17 protein-coding genes and 2 pseudogenes are annotated in these 25,313 nt (G+C 30.4%); 16 read left to right on the forward strand and 3 right to left on the reverse strand.

The window, feature by feature from the left end; all coding sequences use genetic code 11:
• Positions 1–68 precede the first annotated feature (68 nt).
• Positions 69–1,334, forward strand: coding sequence for a pyruvate dehydrogenase complex dihydrolipoamide acetyltransferase (locus MR76_RS00270; protein WP_024071698.1), 1,266 nt, complete (start codon positions 69–71; stop codon positions 1,332–1,334).
• A gap of 551 nt (positions 1,335–1,885) precedes the next feature.
• The gene (locus MR76_RS00275; RefSeq protein ID WP_144445920.1) at positions 1,886–4,276 is read left to right on the forward strand and encodes a DUF3514 domain-containing protein; all 2,391 of its coding nucleotides are present in this window, start codon (positions 1,886–1,888) and stop codon (positions 4,274–4,276) included.
• Between the two features lie 292 nt (positions 4,277–4,568).
• Here MR76_RS00275 and MR76_RS00280 read toward each other — a convergent pair whose 3' ends face one another.
• Positions 4,569–4,850: a hypothetical protein gene (locus MR76_RS00280; protein ID WP_024071700.1), complete on the reverse strand. Its 282-nt coding sequence runs from the start codon at positions 4,848–4,850 to the stop codon at positions 4,569–4,571.
• A gap of 279 nt (positions 4,851–5,129) precedes the next feature.
• Here MR76_RS00280 and guaA point away from each other — a divergent pair, with 279 nt between their 5' ends.
• The 3 genes from guaA to gshA all read left to right on the forward strand — a co-directional run bounded on the left by guaA (position 5,130) and on the right by gshA (position 10,151).
• Complete coding sequence (guaA, locus tag MR76_RS00285; protein ID WP_024071701.1) at positions 5,130–6,710, forward strand: glutamine-hydrolyzing GMP synthase; 1,581 nt, start codon at positions 5,130–5,132, stop codon at positions 6,708–6,710.
• Between the two features lie 673 nt (positions 6,711–7,383).
• The gene (locus MR76_RS00290) at positions 7,384–8,634 is read left to right on the forward strand and encodes a citrate synthase (protein ID WP_024071702.1); all 1,251 of its coding nucleotides are present in this window, start codon (positions 7,384–7,386) and stop codon (positions 8,632–8,634) included.
• Between the two features lie 314 nt (positions 8,635–8,948).
• On the forward strand, positions 8,949–10,151 hold the full coding sequence (gene gshA / locus MR76_RS00295) for a glutamate--cysteine ligase (RefSeq protein ID WP_024071703.1): 1,203 nt from the start codon (positions 8,949–8,951) through the stop codon (positions 10,149–10,151).
• A 353-nt stretch (positions 10,152–10,504) separates the two neighbouring features.
• Here the strand turns inward: gshA and holA are convergent, their stop codons facing one another.
• On the reverse strand, positions 10,505–11,413 hold the full coding sequence (gene holA / locus MR76_RS00300) for a DNA polymerase III subunit delta (protein ID WP_235111282.1): 909 nt from the start codon (positions 11,411–11,413) through the stop codon (positions 10,505–10,507).
• Between the two features lie 412 nt (positions 11,414–11,825).
• Between holA and MR76_RS00305 the strand changes: the two genes are divergently transcribed.
• The 10 genes and pseudogenes from MR76_RS00305 to MR76_RS04920 form a co-directional block, all read left to right on the forward strand.
• Positions 11,826–13,058: a lipoprotein-releasing ABC transporter permease subunit gene (locus MR76_RS00305; protein WP_024071705.1), complete on the forward strand. Its 1,233-nt coding sequence runs from the start codon at positions 11,826–11,828 to the stop codon at positions 13,056–13,058.
• 44 nt (positions 13,059–13,102) lie between these two features.
• Positions 13,103–13,846, forward strand: coding sequence for a hypothetical protein (locus MR76_RS00310; RefSeq protein ID WP_235111284.1), 744 nt, complete (start codon positions 13,103–13,105; stop codon positions 13,844–13,846).
• Entirely contained in the window at positions 13,843–15,087 is a 1,245-nt protein-coding gene (locus tag MR76_RS00315) for a heme biosynthesis HemY N-terminal domain-containing protein (RefSeq protein ID WP_024071707.1), read from the forward strand. Before MR76_RS00310 ends, MR76_RS00315 begins: the two co-directional genes overlap by 4 nt.
• Positions 15,088–15,092: 5 nt before the next feature.
• Positions 15,093–15,347: a DUF1467 family protein gene (locus MR76_RS00320; RefSeq protein WP_024071708.1), complete on the forward strand. Its 255-nt coding sequence runs from the start codon at positions 15,093–15,095 to the stop codon at positions 15,345–15,347.
• 342 nt (positions 15,348–15,689) lie between these two features.
• Positions 15,690–16,254 (forward strand): annotated as a pseudogene (gene atpH, locus MR76_RS00325) (ATP synthase F1 subunit delta).
• Positions 16,255–16,256: 2 nt separating this feature from the next.
• Positions 16,257–17,783 (forward strand): F0F1 ATP synthase subunit alpha, encoded by a 1,527-nt coding sequence (gene atpA, locus MR76_RS00330; RefSeq protein ID WP_024071711.1) that lies wholly within the window; start codon positions 16,257–16,259, stop codon positions 17,781–17,783.
• A gap of 27 nt (positions 17,784–17,810) precedes the next feature.
• A complete protein-coding gene (greA, locus tag MR76_RS00335; protein ID WP_024071712.1) occupies positions 17,811–18,311 on the forward strand; it encodes a transcription elongation factor GreA in 501 nt (166 codons plus the stop codon).
• 17 nt (positions 18,312–18,328) lie between these two features.
• Positions 18,329–18,967: a 3,4-dihydroxy-2-butanone-4-phosphate synthase gene (gene ribB / locus MR76_RS00340; protein ID WP_024071713.1), complete on the forward strand. Its 639-nt coding sequence runs from the start codon at positions 18,329–18,331 to the stop codon at positions 18,965–18,967.
• Between the two features lie 21 nt (positions 18,968–18,988).
• Positions 18,989–19,435: an SsrA-binding protein SmpB gene (smpB, locus tag MR76_RS00345; RefSeq protein WP_024071714.1), complete on the forward strand. Its 447-nt coding sequence runs from the start codon at positions 18,989–18,991 to the stop codon at positions 19,433–19,435.
• 375 nt (positions 19,436–19,810) lie between these two features.
• Positions 19,811–20,049, forward strand: a pseudogene (locus MR76_RS04920) (F0F1 ATP synthase subunit A); the annotation flags it as partial.
• A 187-nt stretch (positions 20,050–20,236) separates the two neighbouring features.
• On the opposite strand, the gene MR76_RS00355 reads toward MR76_RS04920, so the two are convergent.
• Complete coding sequence (locus MR76_RS00355) at positions 20,237–22,663, reverse strand: valine--tRNA ligase (protein WP_024071717.1); 2,427 nt, start codon at positions 22,661–22,663, stop codon at positions 20,237–20,239.
• A gap of 583 nt (positions 22,664–23,246) precedes the next feature.
• Between MR76_RS00355 and MR76_RS00360 the strand changes: the two genes are divergently transcribed.
• On the forward strand, positions 23,247–25,184 hold the full coding sequence (locus tag MR76_RS00360; RefSeq protein ID WP_024071718.1) for a heme lyase CcmF/NrfE family subunit: 1,938 nt from the start codon (positions 23,247–23,249) through the stop codon (positions 25,182–25,184).
• Positions 25,185–25,313 lie beyond the last annotated feature (129 nt).

Below are 25,313 nucleotides of genomic sequence, written 5' to 3' on the forward strand. Positions count from 1 at the left end.
CTATAATTGGATTGACAATACATGTCTAATACTGTAATGGTGTATAAAAGATTTTTTTGATGTTAAGAATGCCAATAGAAGTATTGATGCCTGCTCTTTCTCCAACCATGAAAAGTGGGACTATAAGAAAATGGTATAAGTCAGAAGGTGATGTAGTCAAGTCAGGTGATATAATAGCTGATATAGAAACTGATAAAGCTGTTATGGAATTTGAGTATACAGATGAAGATGGTATCATGGGCAAAGTTTTCTTTGAAGAAGGAAGCAAGAATGTACAAGTGAACCAATTGATAGCATTAATTGCTGTAGATGAACAAGATCTAGTTGAAATTCATTCATATAAGAAGAGTAATAATGTTCCTAAAGATGGATCGGTTACATCGCAGATTAATCAACAGGCTGTAAGTAGTGATAATGTTCCTAAAGATGGATCAGTTGTATCGCAGATTAATCAACAGGTAAATACTGCGATGTTAAATAGTCCTTCTAATTCATGTGAAAGAATTAAAATTAGTCCTTTAGCCAAGAAGATTGCTTCCGACCTGTGTGTTGATATCAATTTAGTAAAAGGAACGGGTCCTTACGGAAGAATTATAAAAGCTGATATATTAGATATTGTAAATCAAAAGGGTAATGTTTCTAATTCTTTGGGAGGAAGTTCTTTTGCTGAAATTAGTAGCATGCGTAGAGTAATAGCAGAACGTTTAGTACATTCTAAGCAAACGATTCCTCATTTTTATATTTCGATAGATTGTTTGGTGGATGATCTATTAAAACTAAGATTAGAAATTAATGCTGAAAATCTTGATAATAAAGTTACAGTAAATGATTTCATTATTAAAGCTGTTGCTATGAGCATTAAGAAATTTCCTGAAATTAATGTATCTTGGTCTGATGATAAAATAGTTGTATTTCATAGTATTGATATTTCAGTTGCTGTATCTATTGATAATGGACTTATTACCCCAATTGTTTTCAATGCAGATAAAAAGTCTTTGTTAGAAATATCAAGTGAAGTTAAAGTATTAGCTACTAAAGCTAAGTCTGGCAAGTTGAAACCAGAGGAGTTCCAAGGTGGAGGTTTTACTGTTTCTAATCTTGGTATGTTTGGTATTAAAGAATTTTATGCAATTGTTAATCCTCCACAATCCTGTATAATGTCTGTTGGGTGTTCTGAGAAAAAAGCAATAGTTGTTGGTGAACAAGTGTGTATTTCAAATGTTATGACAATAACATTGTCTGTAGATCATAGAGTGATTGATGGTGTGTTAGCAGCAAGATTTTTAAATTGCTTTAAGTCTTATTTAGAGAAACCGTTTTTAATGTTAATATAGACAATTTTAAGCCTTTTTATTTTATTTCGTGTATTTATAACAGTTGTGTAGCTGTTCTAGCTTTTTCTATGCTTAAGCTACATTTTCTTTAGCTGTTAAATCTGTTTGAACAGTAATATTTATCTGACCGTGTTTTTTTTGTTGTGTACCAATTCAGTGGTTAATATATGTTATCTACGTAATTTTCAGAAAAAAATGGGTTAAATATAAAGCTTAGTTGGGTTTCTTTTAAGATTTGTGAAGTCTATTTATGGGGAATTCCTGAAGAATTAGCTATCTTAAATAAGGTGATATTATTACTGTGTCTAGAGTGTATTGTTTGAGTTATATTTATTAAACAGTAATTTTTGCTTTTTCATATAGTTAGAAAGTTAAGATAGTGTGTTGTGTTATTGGATAGTTACTCTGAGTATATAGTCAGTAGTGAAACTGCTATTATTACTTGAAAAAATCAGTAGGTTATGATATTATAAAATAGGTAGTTTAATCTATCTTCTGGTTATGTGAAAAGTGTATTTCTGTGATATTTTCTGTGGTTGGTGCTGTTATTATTGAGTGATATTAATGATGAAATTATGAAAGCTATATCAAGGTCATCTGCTAAATTTAGTAAAAAGAAAAAATCGAAGAATAAAAGAATCAATGGTGAGTTGGAGCAACAAGAAGGAAGAATAGCTAGTGATGTATGTGAAACAAGTGTTACTAGTCAACAGTTGACACAGCAGTTCTCTAATTTAGATATTCAATCTTCTATTCAAAAGAGTATAGTAGTAACAGAAGAAGCAGGCTTGTGTACTAGTAATAAGAAAGAAACTAAGGTAAAATCTGATTCTATATTAGAAGATGTAGAAAAATTATCAGGTAAGCCTTTACGTAGGAATATCAGGAAGGAATTAGTGTTGAGAGACTTAAGTAGTACTAGTTCTTCTATGACGTCAGTGACTGATACTGGTACTGTTAAGGTAAAAATTCTGTGCTCTGAAAAAGAGCGAAGTAGAGAAGCTGAAAACTTTGAAATAAAAGTACCTGGTTTGAAAGAAGAAAGCTCTAATAAGCAAAATATTAAGGTTGAATCGTCAAGTACTGTCTTACAACAGACTACAAAAAGAAAGAGGTGGGAGAAACTAACACAATCTTTTGTGCAAGAAAGTATTATAGTAAGAGAAGACACAGACGCGTATACTGATAACAAGGAAGATACTAAGGTTGTATCAGGAGATGTAATAACATCATACGACAAGCCTTCTAGAAGAAGTGACAGAAAATTAAAAGATGCTAAGGAGGATCTTGTTTCTGATGCATCAAAAAGTTATATTCAAGCTGTAAAAATTGCTTTACTTGATATTAAGTCTATGCAGAAGAGCAAAACTTCTTGTGTTGCAAGTCATGAGGAGACTGTTAATCAATCACAAAATTTGGAAGACAAGTATTTAAGAGAAGGTGCAAAGCCAAAAATTTGTGTTAGTCAAGCTTATTCTAGCGTTGTAAGTTGTTCTAAGAAACTTGGTGTTATAAGTTTGAAGGAGGAAGGTTCTAGTCAGGAAAGAGTCTGTGGTGATATAAAAGGAGGGAAGATTAAATCTAGTGCTGTACCAGAAGGTACGATGAGATTATCAGATAAACCTTTACGTAGGAATATTAGGAAGAAATTAGTGTTGAGAGACTTAAGTAGTACTAATTCCTCTATAACGTCAGCAAGTTATGCTGACAGTGTCAAAGTAACGGTATTGGGTTTAAAGGAAGAAAGCTCTAATGGGCAGGATGGAAAAACATGCTGCTTAAAAGATGAGGAATTACCGCAAGGTCAAGGTAAGGTTACGGAAATCTCTGAGATGGTTGGCAGTGTTACCCATTCTGGTATTGACGCTGGACTATCAAGTACTAAGCTTACAACAAATACTATAGAAGGGGGGGGGGAGTTAACATCAGTAAAGATTTTGCCTGTAAAACATCTCACAACTTCTCCTCCTGTTTTGTTTTCTGCTGAGCAATATTCTGCTAGAGAATGTATAATGAAGTTCCAGTCTACTGTAGGATGTTTTGTAACGATGCATACGGAATATGCTCTTAGCTTTATGGATATGTTTGACGTGTGTGAGGATAAACGGGTTGTGCTTAAGAGTGGAATTGAAAATACTTTGTTGACAGTAACTGAAAATCTACCCTTATGTGTCTTTATAATTAAACTGGGAACTCTTGAGCATCTACTAACTAGATTTTGTCAGTTTAATATGTGTAATAGTCTAAGATATTGTGCAAGTCATTTTGATAATCAAGAATTTATAGATAGTATGATAGGTAAATTTCTTGCTGCAGATCATTCTGAGTTAACGTGTCCATTAGTACAACTAGGTACAACTTTTTGGGGTAATAATCAGTCTTTTCAACGCCAAGCTGTTTATAAACTGCATTCTAGGAAGTTTTATATGAGCTTACTAGACATGTGTTGTAAGTTTGCATGCATATTGAATGCACGTGAGAGGTTTGCAAAGGAGGTAGTAGATTTTGTGGTGTTATCTTGTATTACATGTTTTGGACAGATGTATAAGGTAACAAGGATAGCTGCAAAGGGGTGTGCAGTAAAACTATCTTATGCTGTAGCCTTTAGTAGGTTCTCTGTCAAGCTAAGGAATGCATTTAGGCATTTATATTCTCCACAGAAGAACTCTGTAAAGGAAATTTCTGGACTCAAAATTCCATGGAATATCATACAAATATGTAATAGAGAATTTCATGATACAATTAAAAGTCATGTGAAGACAAATTCTATGAATTTTGTGGTTATTGCAAGTCATCTAGCAAGTTTTGCAAGAAAGTTGCTGTTAGATGAGGAGGTGCTATCTCTTATACGACAAGATATAGATATGTATTATGAAGTAGTAGAAAAAAGATATTTAACAATGGGATCTGGTTCATCTTATTCCTGCCAAAATCTAAGGTAATATTGGATATTTACAAATGTATGAACTTGTGAATGTTTTAATAGCAATTATCAGAAGGTCTTCCATTATTGATTTTTTGGCTGCAGTTTATGCAATCATGTACTGTAAAAAAGAATGAATGTTTATCTAAAGTTTTTTATACAAAGGTATAGCAATATAGTGGCTATAAGCATTATAAATATCAGAAATTTACAATGCTTATAGAAGTTTACGCCAATAATATGTAGTTCTGAATGGGAAAAGTAGGTAATGTACTGTGTATAAGCTGAGCTTTGATATACAAGGATCCTGTTTATTGGTCAGATGCTACCATGATTTTTTGCATATGTGGCATCATAATTGCAATAAAATTCTTCACTAATTCTTCCTGCTGATTTTGTGATAATGTTTTTTGCTCTGCATTAAGTGCAGAAGTAATTAAAGGTGTTAATACCTTATTTAGTTCTGGAATTGCTGATTTAACTTCGTTTTTTATACATGCTTTCATCTTTGCATCTATCTTTGTTTTGCATCCTTTTTCAACATAACGCATAGCGCTATCTAAACTCTCATCTAAAGATAATTCTTCATTCATGTAGTTGTCCCTAAATTTATGATTAATTTAGATTTTATTCTATATTTATTAATAAAATCATAATTCTTGTTGAGGGGGTGACTTTTTTGGTATAGTAATGACATTAATATGAGATCTTAAAAGATCTGCATTGTGTTTAGGTGTGTTGTAAGTGCTTGTTATTGTTTTATGTAGCAATATTGGATAGAAGGTCTTCCTTGTGTTATGAATTGGTAAGTTTTTGTTTTACAAATTTATAAGAATAAATTTTTATTTTTCTGCAATTATGAGGTAACATAAATGTCAAGAGTAGCAATTATTGATTTTGGGTCGCAATTTACGCAATTGCTTGCTAGAAGAGTGAGAGAACTAAATATCTATTCTGAAATTTTTGCACATGATGTAGCATTTGACCGTATAAAAGACAGCAAAGCATTTATTTTGTCTGGAGGACCTAAGTCAGTCTTTAATTTAACAGAGATACCTAGAATTGTTCATGATATTATTGAATTAAATGAAAGAACTTCTATTCCAGTATTGGGAGTATGTTATGGATTACAACTTTTGAGTAATTATTTCAAGTCAACAGTTGTACAGAGTTATGGTAAGGAATTTGGAAAAGCTACTTTAAATATTGTAAAAGGATCAGAAATAATAAAAGATGTGTGGAAAGTAGGAGAACAGGCTTCCGTGTGGATGAGCCATGCAGATAGTGTGCGTGATGTTCCATATGGATTTGAAGTCATAGCACATAGTGTTTTGAATAATACAATTGCGATGATAAGCAATGAAAAAAGAAGAATTTATGGGATGCAGTTTCATCCTGAGGTGTACCATACTCCAGATGGTATAAAGTTACTTTCTAATTTTGTAAAGATAGCAGATTGTAAGAATAGTTGGACAATGGACTCTTTTCTAGATGATCAGCAAAATCTTATAAAGAAACAAGTAGGAAATAAAAAAGTAATAGCTGCGCTTAGTGGTGGCGTTGATTCTAGTGTTGCTGCAGCTCTGACTTATCGAGCAATAGGGGATCAATTGTGTTGTATCTTTATTGATAATGGGTTGCTGCGTTATAATGAAGCAGAAAAAGTAAGGCAGTTATTTATTAATCAATTTAAAATTCCTGTAACTGTTGTTGATAAATCATCAATATTTTTGAATAGACTTCAGTCTATTACTGATCCAGAACAAAAACGGAAGATAATAGGAAAAACATTTATCGAAGTGTTTGAAGAAGAAGCAAATAAGATAGGAGATGTAGAATTTTTAATGCAAGGTACCATATATCCTGATGTTATAGAGTCTGGTGGTCCTGCTGAGAAAGAAAGTGTAACTATCAAATCACATCATAACGTTGGGGGGTTGCCTGATATAATGAAATTACAACTTGTTGAACCACTAAGATTTCTATTTAAAGATGAGGTTAGATTATTAGGAAAAAAGCTTGGTATATCGAATGAGATATTAACTCGTCATCCATTTCCAGGTCCTGGTTTAGCAATTAGGATAATAGGTGAAATTACTCAAGAAAAAGTAAGAATGTTACAAGCTGCTGATGAGATATATATCGATCTTATAAAAAAATATAACTTGTACGATATTATATGGCAGGCATTTGCAGTGCTATTACCAGTAAGAACAGTAGGTGTAATGGGTGATAGTAGAACCTATGGTTATACTTGTGCTTTAAGAGCAGTTACTTCTAGTGATGGTATGACTGCAGAATGTTTCCCATTTGAGGTAGATTTGGAAACTAAATTAATCTTCTATGACTTTCTTAAGGATGTTAGTAATGCTATTGTAAATAATGTCCAAGGAATTAATAGAGTGGTATATGATACTACATCTAAACCCCCAGCTACAATTGAATGGGAATAGATAATTGAAGAACTTAAGAGTTTATTATGTGTTTTTATTTAATAACTCCTAGAGTTGTTTATTACATGTACGGTTTGCTGATGAGTATGTAAAATTTTATAAGAAAAACTAAAGTGATTTACTGAAGTGAGTAAACTAATAGAAAGATTTTAAATTTATTAAGGCTAGTCATGTTTAGAAGTTTATATTAACTTGAAGAAATTATCTGTGCCATGTTTTATAGATTAAGAAAAGATTAAATCTTATCAGTTTTTAATAATCAACATACTTAGTGGTTTATAATATGACTGTTTTGTTGATAGTTGATATTGGGGTTTTCATAGGAAAATGTCAATGAAGAATATATTAATTAATAGATTTGAGAAGATATAATAAAGTGTTAGTAGAAGGTTATGGTTGTTAGTCATAGTTTTAGGAGTGAAGTTTAGAACTAAGTTATATTTTAGGTTATGAGTATCTATATGTGAAAAAGTGTGTTGTTTACGAAAAGTTAGTATTAATAACATTATAAAATTTTATATGTGAATCCTTTAGGAAAGATGAGATTGTGAGTGTAATATATACAAATTTGCATTACTTCTGATAAGATTTAAAGTGTTTGGATTTTTAATTTTTATCTGTTTATGTTATATAAGCAAAGTATACATCATTATTATTAAATTTAGGTGGAATTATGATCAAAGAAGCAGTATTAGAATTGGATGATCAAAGGATAAAATTGCCAGTGTTATATGATACTAATGGGAATAAAGCTGTAGATATTACTTCTTTGTATAAAGACACAGGAGTGTTAACTTATGATCCAGGCTTTATGTCTACTGCTGCTTGTGAATCAAAGATTACGTTTATTGATGGAAATAAAGGTATATTGTGTTATAGAGGACATAACATAGTAGATTTAGTAAATGGAAATAAGAGTTTTGTAGAAATAATATATTTGCTATTTTATGGTGTTTTTCCTAGTTCTGAGGATTTACAAAATTTTACATTACAGATTTCTCAAGAATATACACCTCCTCAGGTAGTGTATGATGTTATAAAGGCATTTTCACAAGATTCACATCCTATGGCTATATTAATGGCATGTTTTTCTGCCTTAGCAGCATATTATCATGATCGAGAAGCTGATAAAGATGAATTAAAGTGTGCTAAATTAGCTGTAGCTAAAATTGCAAGTATAGTAGCGCTGATTTATAGATATATAACGAATCAGGATTTCATTACAGCTGATACAAAATTATCTTACAGTGAAAATTTCGTGCATATGATGTTTGATATTTCTTCCTATAAATTCACTCAGGTTGTTGCTAAAGCTTTGGATATTATCTTTGTATTACATGCTGATCATGAACAAAATGCTTCTACTGCTACTGTTAGGTTAGCTGGTTCTGCAGGAGCAGATTTATTTGCTTGTTTAGTGGCAGGAACAGCAACTTTATGGGGTCCAGCTCATGGTGGAGCAAATGAAGCTGTAATTAATATGTTAATGACAATTGAAAAACCAAGTAATGTAAAACAGTTTATTCAAAAAGTGAAGGATGGTAGTAAGACTACAAGATTAATGGGTTTTGGTCATAGAGTATATAAAAATTATGATCCACGTGCTAAAATGATGTGTGAAATTTGTAGAGAAGTGTTAAATGATTTAGGTATAGATGATCCATTATTAGAAGTAGCGGTAGAATTAGAAAACATTGCATTACAAGACAGCTATTTCATTGAGCGTAATTTATACCCTAATGTAGATTTTTATTCTGGAATTGTTCTAAAAGCTATCGGAATTCCAGTAAAGATGTTTACTACATTATTTGCACTTGCTAGAACATCTGGTTGGTCTGCTCAATGGTATGAAATGGTGGCAAATAAAAATTATAAAATATGTCGTCCACGTCAGTTATATACTGGCCATATTACAAAAATCTAGTTTTTATGCTATTGTTATCAAATTTTTGCACTGGTATGTAAGTATTAATTACGGACCTGATAGAATAAAATATATTTAAAGATTATTATGTATCTGTTCAGTACATAATCCTAAATTTAGGAATGTGTGTAGTGGAAATATGTGTTAATTATATAAGCGTTATCTTAGGATATGAAATATAGATATGATGTTAAAAAAATTATGTACTATAATTGTAATGTTGCATAAGTAGGATATTTAGATGTTTCACTATGGATAATTATCCTAAGATATTGATATGATATGAATTCGCTAGCAGTGGTTTATTGGTACTAATGACGATAATTGTTGATACATTAAATGATATATTCAGAAAGTATAAATTAGATATAGAGAATTGGTTTTCTAGTAAATTTGCTAAGTATAATCCGGTTTTAAATGTTTCGGTTGATTTGAGGATATCTGATTATAAAATTGCTCCTGTAGATACTAACATTTTTCCTGCAGGGTATAATAACTTTACGAAACAATCACAAAGTTATACTTCTCAATTGTTAAGAGAGTATATAGTTAATCACATAAATTGTAGGAAGGTTTTAATTGTAGCAGAGAATCATACGAGGAATTTAAAATATGTTGATAGTTTGATTGCTTTAAGAAATATAGTTAATAATGCAGGCTTTATTGTTGAGGTAGGTATATGTAATATAAATCAAAATGTAGAACTTATTTCATCGACTGGACATGTGATAAATTGTTTATACCTTACTAATGATAATGGTGTACTTCAAGCTGGAGACGGATTCATAGCTGATCTTATTTTGCTTAACAATGATATGACTAGTGGAATTCCTAAGGTGCTACAAAATTTGAAATATCAAAGCATTATGCCATCTTTATTCTTGGGTTGGTTTAATAGAAGTAAATCTAATCATTTTTCTACTTATGAAAAGTTATCTAGGGAATTTTGTGAAAATCTTAAAATTGATCCTTGGTTGATTTCAACATTGTTCTCTAGTTGTAATAATATTTGTTTTTTAAATGATCAAGGTGTTGATAGTATTGCTAATGAGGTAGATGTAATTATTAATAGAGTACGTAGTAAATTTCAATTATATAACATTAAAGAACAGCCATACGTATTTATAAAGGCAGATAATGGTACTTATGGTATGGGAATTGTGGTAGCTTATTGTGGAGATGACGTTTTAACACTTAATAAAAAGAATCGTAATAAAATGAAAAGAATCAAAGATAGTAAAGTTGTCAATAGTGTAATAATACAAGAAGGTATCACAACTAGAGAGATCTTTAATGATTATGTGGCTGAACCGTTGGTGTATTTTATAGGTCATACTCCTTCATGCTATTTGTATAGATATCATGCTGTGAAAGATAGATTTTCTAACTTGAATTCTGTAGGCTGTGATTTCATAGATGTAAGTTATAGACAACAAGACGTATTATGTTGGACTATAGTTAGTAAAATGGCTGCTTTAGCTGCAGCAATTGAAATGCATGATATATTAAATTACTAATATCAATAACATTTAACCTTAAGAATATGGTTTGTTGATTAAATAGATCTATTGCTTAACTTGGAAACTATGGTACGTTGTGTAATTGCATGATATATGTGTTGCATAACTAATATATAACAAAATTTCTTAATGTTTTAAATATCAATTTTATCGAATGCTATATAGGTAAGGATATCTGCCTCCGAGGATTAGTCATATTTTTTGATTATATGTATCTTGCTTATATACAAAAATAGATAAAAGCCTAAACGCTTTAAATCTTATCAGTAGTAATGCAAGTTTGTATATATGTAGTTACATCAGGATTTCGTCTTTGAGGTGTAATGTTAATAGTATTAGTCTGTGCTATCTTATTTACTAATAATCATTGCTGTAAGATAATATTTGAATATCACTTCTTGATTTAGATCTGATTTCTTGCACTGTATTTCTATTTCTACTAATTTTCTTATTATATTGTTAACTTCAGAATGTGAGATTGCAGATATGTGTTTCTTTATTGTAGGGATTGATTTAAAAAATATAGGGGGATGTATAGATTTTAATGCCTGGTTTATTGGTTCACCGTTTTTTACGGTTCTTATTAAGTATTCTAACCTTAAAAAATATTTAATAAGAATCCTTATTAAGGCTATTGGGGTGAATTTATTTTTAAGTAATATGTCAGAGAATTTTGTGAAATTTTCTAGATTTTTTTCTGCAATGGATACACATAGATCTTCTGATACTGGGTCTAGTTCTGTCAATAAACTTTCTTGGATGTTTTGAGTTGTTAAATTTTTATCATTACCTATATATAACATAAGTTTTTCAAGTTCTGGCTGTAGTGCATTGCAGTTTTGTGAGAGAACATTGTGTAAGTACTGTAGTGTTATACTGTTGTAGTGTATTTTATTTTTCGTTAGAAAATCTGATATTATAAATGTAAGATTATCATTATCATCTTTATAACATCCTATAGAAGCAGCATTTCGTGAATTATCGTAATATTGTCTTAAGGTGGAATCAGTAGATAACTCTCCAGAAGTTATAATGACATAGTTGTTACCTATATTGTTGTTTAAAATGTGTTTTAGCTCCTGAGAGATAGATTTTTCGCCATTGACTAGTATAATCAATTTGTTTTCACAGAACATAGATATTGTTGTTAACTCTATAAATAATGTGCTAGGATTTTTGTTTACTGTAGGGAAATCAAGATTACTTATAGTAAAATCAGAATTTATATTAACATGGTTGATAATTTTTTCTTTATACATGTTAATTTTGCCATAATCATTGCCATAAATAAGTATATTGTTCACAGATTGTGGGTTGTTAAAAAAGGAATATAATTTTGATGATGTAATTTTCACAACATTTATTTTACTAGAGTAAACTTAAAGATATCTCAGTAAGATATGTTTTGACAATCTATTTTAGCAGCATTTTCAAATATAACTTAATGTTCATACTTGTAAGAGTTCAGGTATTACAATGAGTATAAATCCAATATTTATGTTAAATCTTAAATATGTTATTTTATGCTTAAATTAATAAATTTTTACATAATGTATATAGCATATACAATATTGCTTACAAAATGTTTATAAATTATTAATTATCAGTAATGTAATTTTGTATTATCATCTTAATGATTGTAAATTAATAATATTATTTTGTTGGTGTAAGATGTGGTTTAAATTTGAATTGATGTTAGCACTACGTTATTTACAATCTAGTAGTAGTGGGTTTTTGTGTTCTATGATTACTATGTTGTCTGTAATAGGAATCACACTAGGAGTTGCTACATTAATTATAGTTATGTCTGTCATGAATGGGTTTGGAGAAAAATTGTTGAATTGTGTAGTAGGATTGAATGGTCATATAGCAATTTATTTTAATGATAATATTGATTGTGATTATCATGATATCACAAGGTTAATCAAGGAGATTCCTGGAGTGAAAGATGCTGTTTCCATTACTGAGAATCAAGCTATGATTAAGTCTAATAGTAATGTATCCGGAGTGATAGTTCGAGGTATAGAAAAGCAAGATATAGAACGTAATGATATAATAGCAAACAATATAGTTAGTGGTAGTATTGCTGAATTTAATGATGGTATTGCTATAGGTATAAAATTAGCTGAGATTTTACATGTAAATTATGGAGACAAACTTACTATTATATCATCAGAAAGTATATCCACAGTTATAGGGAACATACCGCGGATGAAAACCTATAAGGTTGTTGCAATATTTGATGTTGGAATGTATGAATACGATAGTACATTAGTATATATGCCTTTACATGCGTCACAGTTATTTTTCCGTTATGATAATAGAGTTAAAAGTATAGAAGTATCAGTTCTTGATATTAATAAGTCATCAGAAATACTGAACATAATAGAAAGTAAAACAAATATGAAGGGTGAAGATTGGAAAATGCAACAGGGCAGTTATTTTCATGCATTGAAAATTGAAAGTAATGTAATGTTTTTTATATTGACTTTAATTATAATAGTTGCAACATTTAATATTATTTCAAGCTTGTCTATATTAGTACAAGATAAAAAAGGGGCAATTGCTATAATGCGTACATTAGGGGTAACACGTTGTGGTATACTCAGGATATTTTGTATGTGTGGGTTTTTTATAGGTTTTATAGGTACAATATTAGGTTGTATAGTAGGGGTAGTAGTTTCTTTGAATATTGATGAAATTAAAAGTATGTTAGAAAAAATTAGTGATAGTAATATTTTTGATCCTATAATTTACTTTTTTGATACCTTGCCTTCTGTTTTATTAGTAGAAGATGTGGTAAAAATATCATTGTTATCGTTATTTCTATCTTTAACTGCAGCTATGCTTCCTGCTAGAAAAGCTGCTTGTCAAGATCCAGCAGATATTTTACGGCATGAATAGTAGGGGTTGATATGGTGATGAGGGCAGTATGGGGGTGGTTTTTTATGATTTTGATAGCCACTTCTTGTTCTATATGTGCTGTTTTTTCTTATTTAGATGTAAAAAAAGACCTGGCTGAATTTAGTCAGCAGTATAGAAAAGTGATGGAAAATGATGTACGGTCTGTTTTAGTACAGGTAAATCAGAGTTTGCTTAATTCATATTTAAGTAAACAAAAGGAAAATTGTCCCGTACAACGTATAGTTACGTCGGAAAATAATGATATTATAAGCTGTTCTAGTGAAGAATGGCTTGCAAAGCTCTTGTTGTCTGTCATTAATTTAAAAGAGGCATTTTTGGGGGATATATCAGTAAAAAGTATAATCTACTCAATAAAACCTATGTTACTTAAACTTGATGATAATAAAATTAATGAGGCTGTGGCTGAGATTGAAAGGTTGGATAGCAAAAAATTGACTACATTCAGTAGATTGAAATTTTCATTCAAAAAAATAGCTCATGAGTTACAGTATTTGCGTTCTAATATGGTCCAAAAAGTTTTTTTTAAATGGATTGTAGTAAAAAATCAGCAAGATGTACTGCTTCATAATTTAAAAGAAGTAGAAGGCTATCTTGATGCTAGTCTTTGGAGTGATGCATTAAACTTCTCTAAGAAGGAATTATCATCTGTTGCAGAACTAGAACTATGGATACAACAGCTAGAAGATATAGTATCTATGGAAAAGAACATATCAGTGATATATGATCAGTTATCAAAATATATAATTAAGTTACCTGGTGTTTCATGATTACAAGCGTTTTAATCTTTGTTGTTGTTGCACTTATTGTAGGATTATGGGGAATAGATTGCGATGGTATTATCAGAATAGATTGGTTGGGCTATGATATTGAAATAAATATCCTTTTTGCATTGTTTATTGTTGCTGTTATTTTCCTTCTTTTAATTCTGCTAGTACGGGTTATTTTTTGTCTTTCTCGATGTGTATATAAGTATGGAAGGAATTTGCAGAGTAAAAAAATGACCTTATTAGAACAAGGTTATATGTATTTAAATTGTGGAGATATTGAAAGAGCGGAAAAAAATATAATAAAGCTAGGGAATTTTAATCATCCATCTTTATTCTTATTAAAAGGAAGGGTTTGTTTTGATAATAAAAGGTATACATTAGCTGAGAAGTATTTTGCTCAATTTACAAAGGTTGTACCGGTAATAGATACATCATTGGGTGTATACTTGTTGAGTGTTATTATGCAAATACAAGATCAAATCCAACAGCTGAGTTTACTGAGGAAAATGCTAGAAATTTTTTACAAGCAATCGTGGTCAACTATTTTTAAGTTAGAAATATATCGCATTTCTAGAGATTGGAGTAATGCGATTGAGGAAATGAAGAAGGTAATGAAATTAAGGATAAGTTTACCATATAATATGCAAGAAATGCTTAGTATATTTTATTATGCTTTAGCAAAACAATATTATGATCTTCAAAAATATGATGATGGTTTAAAGGTACTTGATAACATTAAGAATTGTTCACAGTATCATAGTACTGCTGTTACATTACTTAAAGCTCAGTTTTATATGGATACTGATAGAAAACGTAAAGCAGTGAGTATTCTTGAACACGAATACCGTACTAATCCGCATCCTGATATTGCAAATTTCTATTTAGACATCATGCAACATAATAGTAATGCTGTACATAAGTTATACAGCTTTAATACTGGGTATTACTTTAGTATATATCTTATAGCACAGGATGCTATAAATTTAGGTGAGTATGATGCAGCAATGAAATATTTAAATCATAGTTTCAAGACTCAAACTTATATTTCTTTGTACTTTTTAATACTGAAGCTGAAAGTATTATCACAAGATCATAGTGAACTCTTGTATTGGGTGGATAAAATTACTAAAGATGCTATAGCAGATAAACATTGGAGCTGTGCGAAGTGTAAGTATACTCCTACACGTTGGCATTATGAGTGTGATCATTGTAAAGGTTTTAATACCATAATTTGGACTTAAGTTGTATGGTTATTGAAAACATTGTATTTTTTATAGTATCTTGGTGGGTTATTTTATTTTTAATATTACCTATAAAGGTTAAGGTTTCTGATAATCCAGTAGTTGGTGTTGCGAGCAGTGCTCCTATTGAATCTTATTTGTTCATTAAGTCAATAATTGCAACTGTTACATCGGCATTACTTACTGGATTATATGTTTATTTAAAAATTAAAGGATACATAGATTTTGAATATATGTATGATCTAATCACTTTTATATAAGGACACTGTAATCAAAGCTTCAGGTTGTATAACATGTACTGACTGAATTGGTTCGGTTAGGATGTTGCTTGAATATATAAATACTAATTTTTTAGATTGAGATTGATGTCTTAGTACATTATAGTGTATCATTTTATTAAATGATGTATCAATTGTTTACAAATCAGTAAGGTATTTTGTAAGTGAGAAAGTGTTATGATTAGGTGAGGAATTTTGAGTATTTATAAGTATAAGTGCTTAGTGGAGAATAACCTATTATCTTATTTGTTAAGATATAAAATACTTGACTGGTGCTGCTATAATGTATAACATTTTGCTGTTTTATGTTTCCTTTAAAAGCTTATGATTCAATATAGAGGTGGACATTTAGCATCTTGCTATGCTCAAGCATTGTTTAGTGTATCAGATAATGTAGACTCTATTTGTAAAAGTGTAAAGTTTGTTATGAATCTTTTTGAGATTTCTAATGATGTCTTTCTATTTTTATCTAGTCCTAGAGTATTAAGAGAGCACAAGGTAGCGCTTGTTAAAGCAATAGAAAGTTATATTGACTCTATATTAGTCAGGTTTATGTTGGTTGTTATTGAAAATAATAGAGGGAATATATTACTGCAAATTTTTAATACATTTCTTGATTTAGTAAAAAAACATAATAGAGAAGTGGATATCTCCGTTACTTCATGTGCTTTGCTAACAAAGCAAGAAAAAGATGGTATATGTAATATATTATTTGAGAAGTATGGGAAAGTTGTTAGTGTAACAAACAATATAGATCCTAATATTTTAGGTGGATTTATTATTAGGGTGAATTTTGACGTGATAGATGTGTCATTAAATAGTTATTTACAAAGTTTACGAGAACTTAGTAAAATGGCTATACGTAGTATAAGTGAATAGTAAGGTATAATAATGAATAATACTATATCTCCAGGTGAAGTGTTAAAAGTTATTAAGGAGCGTATTGAGAATTTTGATAATCAAGTAAGGTCTGATAGTGTAGGGGAGGTTATATCTATTAAAGATGGTATAGCTTTGGTGTATGGATTAGAAAAAGCGAAATTTGGAGAAGTGATAGTTTTTGCTAATGGTATTACAGGTATGGTATTAGGATTAGATTGTGATACTGCTAGTATAGTTGTATTTGGTGACGAAAGAAGTGTTGGGGAAGGTGATACTGCAAAATGTACAGGGAAATTGATGGATGTTCCTGTTGGATTAGAATTACTAGGAAGAGTAGTTGATGCATTAGGTAATCCTATCGATGGTCTTGGTAATATTGATAGTAATGTTAGATTGCCAGTAGAAATTAAGGCTCCAGGTATTATTGCAAGACAATCTGTTACTGAACCTTTGCAGACTGGTATTAAAATTATAGATATGTTAATACCAATAGGACGTGGACAACGTGAGTTAATTATAGGCGATAGAAAGACAGGAAAAACTGCGATAGCAATTGATACTATTATTAATCAGAAGGCACATAATGATACAGCTTCAGAAAAGGAGAAAATCTACTGTGTTTATGTTGCAATAGGACAGAAAAATTCTTCTGTTGCAAGAATAGTTGACAAGTTACGTGTCAGTGGAGCTTTAGAATATACAATTGTTGTTGCTGCTGGAGCTTCGGATACTGTATCGTTGCAATATCTTGCCCCATATGCTGCTTGTGCAATGGGAGAGTTTTTCAGAGATAATGGAATGCACTGTTTGATTGTGTATGATGATCTATCAAAACATGCTGTTGCTTATAGACAAATGTCTTTATTGTTAAGACGTCCTCCAGGTCGTGAAGCATATCCTGGTGATGTGTTTTTCTTACATTCTAGGTTATTAGAAAGAGCAGCTAAAATGTCTGATAAAGAGGGAGGTGGTTCATTAACTGCTTTACCAATAATTGAAACGCAGGCTGGGGATGTATCTGCTTATGTTCCAACTAATGTTATTTCAATTACTGATGGTCAAATTTTTCTTGAGTCTGAAATTTTTTATAAAGGGTTCCGCCCAGCTGTAAATGTTGGGTTATCTGTGTCAAGGGTAGGTTCTGCTGCACAAACTAAATCTGTAAAAAAAGTTTCAGGTTCTGTGAAATTAAGTTTGGCACAGTATAGAGAGTTAGAAGATTTTGCAAAATTTGGATCTGATATTGATGTACATTCTAAAAAAGTATTAGATAGAGGTAGGAGAATGATGGAATTGTTGAAACAAAAACAATATTCTCCGTTATCTGTAGCGGAACAAGTTGCTGTGATATTTGCTGGTACAAGTGGTTATTTAGATGGTATTAGCGTAAGTAATGTAAGTAAATTTGAAGAAATACTTTTGAAAGAACTTAATGAAAATTATCCAGATGTTTTGGATGGTATATTAAATAATTTTACTGATGATGTAAAAGACTTGTTGTTAGATATTATAAGTAAGATTACTTCTAAGTTTTGAGTAATTCTGTATTATTAGGTATGGCTTATGAATGACTATATGAATGCGAGATTTCCTATTACAAAAAGTGGATTTGAAAAACTTGAGTTAGAGTTAGAGTCATTAAAACATGAGAGACCTAAGATTATTAAGTCTATTTCCGAAGCACGAGAATTGGGGGATTTATCTGAAAATGCGGAATATCATGCTGCTCGTGAAAGACAAGGATTAGTAGAAAGTAAAATAATGGAGTTAGAATCAAAAAAATCTAGGGCTGAAGTTATAGATGTTTCAAGTTTGTCTGGAGATACTGTTATGTTTGGGGCAACTGTGACTATGTCTATATATGATGAACAAACTGGTAATACTGATGAAGTAGTTTATCAGATTGTTGGTGAATATGAAGCTGATATTTCAAAACAAATGATTTCAATAAAATCTCCTTTAGTTGTATCTTTATTAGGGAAAAAAGAAGGTGATATTGTAGAAGTTAAAACTCCAAAAGGTGATTATAGAATATATAAGATTATAAAGATTGAATTTATATAAAGAAGGTGAGAGGATTAATGGGTATTATTGTATCAGAAAGTTCAAGTTTTATCTCTCCTATAGAGCATATTATTGAAGATGCCAAACAAGGTAAAGTGTTTATTCTAATTGATGATGAGCAGAGGGAAAATGAAGGTGATTTGGTAGTTTTGGCGGAGAAAATAACGAGTGATGTAATTAATTTTATGATAACTCATGGTAGTGGTATTGTGTGTTTATCTATTACGGAAGATTTCATGTATAAATTGGGATTAGAATTTATGCCGAAGAGGCATGTTAATGATAATAGTGCATCTTTTGCAACTTCTATAGATGCTCGTTATGGTATTACAACTGGTGTTTCTGCTCATGATAGAGCCCATACTATACTTACAGCTGTCAATGAAAATGTTACAAAAGATGATTTTGTAACACCTGGACATATCTTTCCTATTGTGTCTAAGAAAGGTGGGGTATTAGAGAGGTCTGGTCATACAGAAGCAAGTGTTGAAATTGCAAGAATTGCAGGATCAGCTCCAATAGCTGTAGTGTGTGAATTAATGAATCCTGATGGAACAATGTCAAGAATGCCTGATATTATAGAATTTTCTCAGCGTCATAATATTAAAGTTACTAGTATAGATAAACTTATTCAATATGTAAAAGCAAACTGGTAATATTGGGAGTACAATTTTTCTGTGGATATCATAGTTGAAAATCGTAAAGTAAGATTTAATTATTTTATTATTCAGGAATTTGATGCTGGTATTGTATTAATTGGCAGTGAAGTAAAATCTTTGCGACAGAGAAAAGTAAGTATAGCTGAAGCATATGTTACTGAGAGAAATATGGAGTTATGGTTATGTAATCTGCATATTTCAGAGTATAATCAGGCAAGTACTAGAAATCATAGTCCTACTAGGCCTAGGAAGCTGTTATTGAAGAAAAAGCAAATATATAAAATATCTGGAAATATGAAGAATGATGGTTTTACTGTTGTGCCATTGTTTTTATATTTTAATGATAAAGGATTAGCGAAAGTTAAGATTGTGATTGTAAAAGGCAAGAAGCTTCATGACAAAAGAGAGACTATCAAAACTAGGGATTGGAATAGACAAAAAAGTCGGGTATTACGTGGTGATTGATGTGGTATTAAGAATGTGAGCGATTCATACATATGTATATGTAAAGCTTATCACTCTAAATTTTTAAAATGGGAAAGGAAAACAACATATAGTGGTTAGCGATGTAGAAGCTTCATGTCTACAAAAGCGGTATAATATTTATGGCTTTGGTTGTTTCTGTAGAATCTTATAAATTGAGTTGTGTTAGATTGTTTTTATTTATTGTTTATAGTGAGTATGTTATAGATGTTTTGAAGTATCATGTATTTTTTTATACAGTAATGCTTATTTAGAATCAATTTATAGCATAAACGAAGTAGCTTGTGTTATGTATATTTGGAATTTATATATCAAATGTGTTTTATTATAAAGTACTCTCTATATAATGTCTTTGTTTGTTGTGTTGGATTAAGTAAAGAAAATGTTCTGCCAAATGTAATACAGTGAATCATTAAAGTTATTTATAACTTTATCCTTTCAACAATAGAAAGTGATGTTGGTGGAGAGGATTGCAATGTATGCTTTTAGTTTTTACAGTATTCATATTTATTACAACATGCAATTTTAGGTGTTCTGCTCCCATAGGATTTATTGTTGCTAACCATATTGCAGTAACATTTACAATATCTATGGTAGGTATTGAATTTAATATAGCAAGAGAGTTTTAAATTAGGGGGTTTTCCTAGTATAGATTCGGTCCAAGGTGGTGTATTAAGGTTATTTATATACTGTGTAATTTTATAACTCTCAAGGTTGTCTGCTTGCTAATTGTAAGATGACACATGCTGTATTTATTAATCTTTCTGTAAAGCAGCTCAGATTTTACTCATCAGCAAATTCTGCTGATACTAGAAATTTTTCTTCATTAGCATCAATTATTGGTTTATTAATATAGACTATGTGGTCAGCATTACAGACGGCTTTTAAGTCATTTTCTAATGAACTAGGGAAATGACAATTCTGATTGCTACTGATGACTAGTTTATTGATTTTATATTTAACGGATAATTGAGCATTTGCTTTTATTTTTCGTACTTGATTAAGAATTTCTATAAAGTCTTCTCCTAATAATTCATCTGACTCATTATACAAACCTGCATCTGCAATAGGCCAATTATTGTGGTTATGAATTGAACTGTTACTGCTATAAAGTGTGTTGTATATTTCTTCTGTAATATATGGCATAAAAGGTGCTAACATTTTGAGTAATTCTCTTAACACGAAGGATAGAGTATGTATTGCGCTTAGGGTTTCTTGGCGGTTAACCTCTCCATATGCTCTTTTCTTAGATAACTCGAGATAATTATCACAGAAATCTTGCCAAAAAAAAGATTCTATGTATTCAAGCGCTATACAATATTCAAAAGAGTTAAAACTTTCTGTTGCTTTAATGATGATTTTATATAGTTTTGACAGTATCCACTTATCCATTGTTTCTGTTATGTATCGTAAATCTACTTCAGAATACTGACTGACAAACATTGAAACAAATTTACTTGCATTCCAAAGCTTAGTAGTAAACCTCTTGCCTAATTTTAGAATTTCACTAGAAAATGTAGTGTCTGCTCCTAGTTTAGAGTTGGCAGCCCAGTAACGTATTACATCTGCTCCGTATTCTTCCAGAAGTTTATTTGGAATTAAAACATTTCCCTTTGATTTACTCATTTTTGTTTTATCTTCTGCAAGGCACCATCCACTAATCATAATGTTTTCCCACGGGATATCATTGTTGTGGTAATAGGCTTGTAGAATGGTATAAAATGCCCAAGACCTTATAATTTCGTGACTTTGAGCTCGTAAATTGGCAGGTATTGTAGATGTATTATGGAATTGAATAGATAACGAGCTAGTAGCCCAAGTGTCCATTACGTCAGTGTCTGCTTCTACTTCTGTATCTTGATATCCTTCAGGTAAATCATTTACCGGATCTACTGGCAGTGTATTAATATCAGGCAAGATAACCTTTCCAGCTTCTTTTTTAGAATACCAAACTGGGAATGGTACTCCAAAGTATCTTTGACGTGATATACACCAATCCCAATTTAATCTTTCTATCCAAATTTCTATTTGTTTACGCATCGACTTTGGATGCCAGTTAATTTTTTGTACTTGTTGTAATAGCTCTTGCTTTATTTCTACTACTTTAATAAACCATTGATGGCTTAATAGTATTTCAATAGGTGCTCCTGATCTTTCTGCACATTTAACGTTATGAGTAATTTCTTGTTTGTGTCTTAGTAGATTATTTTGATCTAGTATTTCAAGGATTAATGCTCTAGCCTTTATTATTGATAGCCCATGTAATTGGTCACATACACTTTGTCCTTGGATTGTATTGCTACTTAGATTATATATAGTACCTGATTTACTAATGATAATTTTAGTATCTAGATTGTGCTTATTCCACCAGTATACATCCATTTCATCTCCGAATGTGCAACACATTACAAGACCAGTTCCTTTGTCTATTTTTACTTGGTCATCTGGCAATATTTTTACTTTATTGCCAAATATTGGTACTATCGCACTTTGCCCGAGAAGATGTTTATATCTTGCGTCTGAAGGATGGAAAAATACAGCAACACAAGCTGGCATAAGTTCTGGACGAGTTGTTGCAATATTTATTGGAATACCTATTTCTGTAGAAAATGTGATTGTATTCATAAAAGATGATATCTCATTTTCTTCAACTTCAGCACGTGCGACAGCTGTTTTGTCAATGCAATCCCAGAATATAGGTTGTGATTTTCTGTATAGTTTTCCTTTGTTATATAAGTTTATGAATGATGCTTGAGATATCTTTTGTATGTTTTTACTGATTGTATGGTACTCTAAATCCCAGTCATAGCTAATTCCGATGGATTGAAAAAGTTGTTTAAATTGTATTCTGAATTCGTTTGATACTTGTCTACATATTGTATTAAATTCTTTGCGGCTAATATCTGTTGCACGTATTTTTTTTGTTTTTTCTACTAACCGTTCTGTTGGTAAACCATTATCATCGAATCCTATAGGATAAAATACATCTTTTCCAAGCATACGCTGATATCTTGCAATAAAATCTGTATGACAATAACTAAAAACATGCCCTATATGTAATTGTCCAGAGATTGTTGGAGGAGGAGTGTCAATTACGAATTGATTGTTTCCTGAATTCTTCCATTTGTATAATTTTGTTGTGTTCCAGATTGTGTTATATTTTGTCTCTATATTTTTGAATTCGTATTTATTATTGAAAATAGACTGCATTATAAAATATTTTACTTACTTTTCTCTTCCAAGTATAGAGAATTGCTAGTCTTGAAACAATGATAATTTTATTAATATACTGATGTAATTTTTATACTGACTATATTAGTGTAATTGTATTATAGCAATGTATTGTTTTAGTTAAGTTGACAAAAGAACATTATAACTGCTTAATATTATTTTAAGTGTAATATTAATTTGTTCTGGAATTTGGGAATACCTGTAATAGTTTTATCATTGAAAGTGAATTATATAGAAGCATTTATATTGTCCAACATCGTTGTGTGTATTACGTAAATTTTATAGATTGTTTTTTACTTAAGGAATTTTTGTATTTATTGTGTAAGGTTAATGTATTGTTCAGTAGTTTTTGATCTTTCTTGAAATACATAACTGATGCTGGTGTTGTAAAATGATATCTTAATATTGGTTGATCAAATGTTTTGAACTTATATTGTGGTATACCTCTAATACTTATAGTTGTTTTTTGACTTTAAGGATCAATAAAGCTACGCTTTGCAAGTTTTTATGAAGGTCTTATAATGAATAGTTTTTATTTTTTAAGTATTGTTAAAAATTTATAATGATTAATTTAATAGAGCTTCCGCTTTTGATGGCGTGTATATTTTCAATAGTTTATCCACTTATTGTTAATATATCTTTTTGTTGGTCAAAAGTGCTTACAGTATTGATATTTGTGCTGACAAGTGCTGCTGTAGGATTATTGTTGTATATACACATTATTAATGATTTTTCATTCTGTAATGTGTACTACAATTCGCATACAACTAAGCCTTTATTATATAAGATATTTGGTATTTGGGGTAATTATGAAGGCTCTATCTTATTATGGGTGTGGGTAATAAGTCTATATAGTTTTTTATTAGAAATTTTCCTTGATGAAGATGATTTTAAAAGAGTATCTGTGTCAATACAACATATGATTAACTTTGGTTTCTTATTGTTTACTTTATTGGTGGCTAATCCTTTTATGAAGATGTCTACTATTGAATACGAAGGATTGGGTTTTAATCCTATATTACAAGATATTGGGTTAATGGTACATCCTCCTATTTTATATTTAGGGTATGTAGGATTTAGCGTAGTATTCTCTTTTGCTATGGCTGGTGTTATTACTCAAAAAGATAGTGTAAGATGGGCAGTAGTTATAAACAGGTGGACTCTAATTGCATGGTCTTTTTTAACTTTAGGAATAGGGTTAGGTAGTTGGTGGGCATATAGAGAGTTAGGTTGGGGTGGATTTTGGTTTTGGGATCCGGTTGAAAATGCCTCACTTATGCCATGGTTGTTAGGAACAGCTTTAATTCATTTGCTGCCTTTAGTTAAAAAATTTAATATGTTTTATAATTCTGCGATTTTGTTATCAATTTGTTCGTTCGTGATGAGTCTAATTGGAACGTTTTTAGTAAGGTCTGGTGTTTTAATTTCTGTTCATGCTTTTACTAATGATCCAGAAAATGGATTCTATATATTAGTGTTAATTGGTATAATAATTAGTAGTGGAATGATGAGTTTTATTTGTTTTGCAAAGAAACCTCAGGAAAAAAAATATAATTTTTTGTTTTTGTCAAAGTTTACAATGTTGCTGTTTAACAATGTTCTACTGTTAACAGCGTTTACTATAGTATTTATTGGAACTATATATCCTATAGTCTTAGAGTTTATTACTGGAGATGTTATTGCTATAGGTGCACCATATTATAATTCTTTATTTAATTATTTAATATTTTGTACTTTGTTACTAATGATAGTCAGCTTAGGATTAGATAAGGAAAGAAATAAAATTTTAATAGAAAATTTTAAGTTTTCTGGATTTATTACTTTGTTAATTTTTCCTTTTATTATGGATAATAATTTTTTCATTATTTTAATACTTCTATTATCAGTTTTGTTATTTTTGTCGATATTAGAGGCATATTGTAGGAAAGTGAAAATATTTGTAGTACCGTTTTGTGATACTGTAAAATTAGCTAAATCTTGTTCTAAAAAGTATTATGCTATGCTAGTAGCGCATATAGGTGTTGCTGTCTTTATGTTTGGAGTAATTGGTTCTACTGTGTGGGGTGAAACCTATGAGCTTTATATGAAGGAAAATAGTTCCATTAATGTGAAAAATTTTCAAGTTATTTTATCTAGATTATCTTTTATAAGAAATGAGAATTATAATTCTATCCGTGGAAAATTTTTAATAGTAAAGTCTGGTGAAGTATTAGGTAAGATATTTCCTGAAAATAGGTTCTATATAGTTGAAGGAGTAAGGAATACTGAAAGTGCTATATATAGGCAGTGGTTGTCTGATATTTATATCGTTATTGGTGATATAGATAAAACAAGAGGTATAGCTGTGAAAGTATATTATAAACCTTGTATAAATTTAATATGGATGGGGTTTTTATTAATAGCATTTGGTGGTATTGTAGGACTGTTTTCTGGTGGTATTGTTACAGGGAAATCTTTAATGCTTGAAGCGTCAAAAGCAAATAATCCTTCTTGTGTATAAAAAATATGCAGTTATATGGTTATGGATGTGAAAATTCAAGTATGTTGTTAGATTCTATTCTTTTAGGATAGCATGGAATTATAAGAATGATTAAGTTGTTTCTTCCTCAATAAAATTGTTTTATAAGTA

Origin of the sequence: Ehrlichia muris AS145 (assembly GCF_000508225.1) — a bacterium.
Lineage (GTDB): Bacteria > Pseudomonadota > Alphaproteobacteria > Rickettsiales > Anaplasmataceae > Ehrlichia > Ehrlichia muris.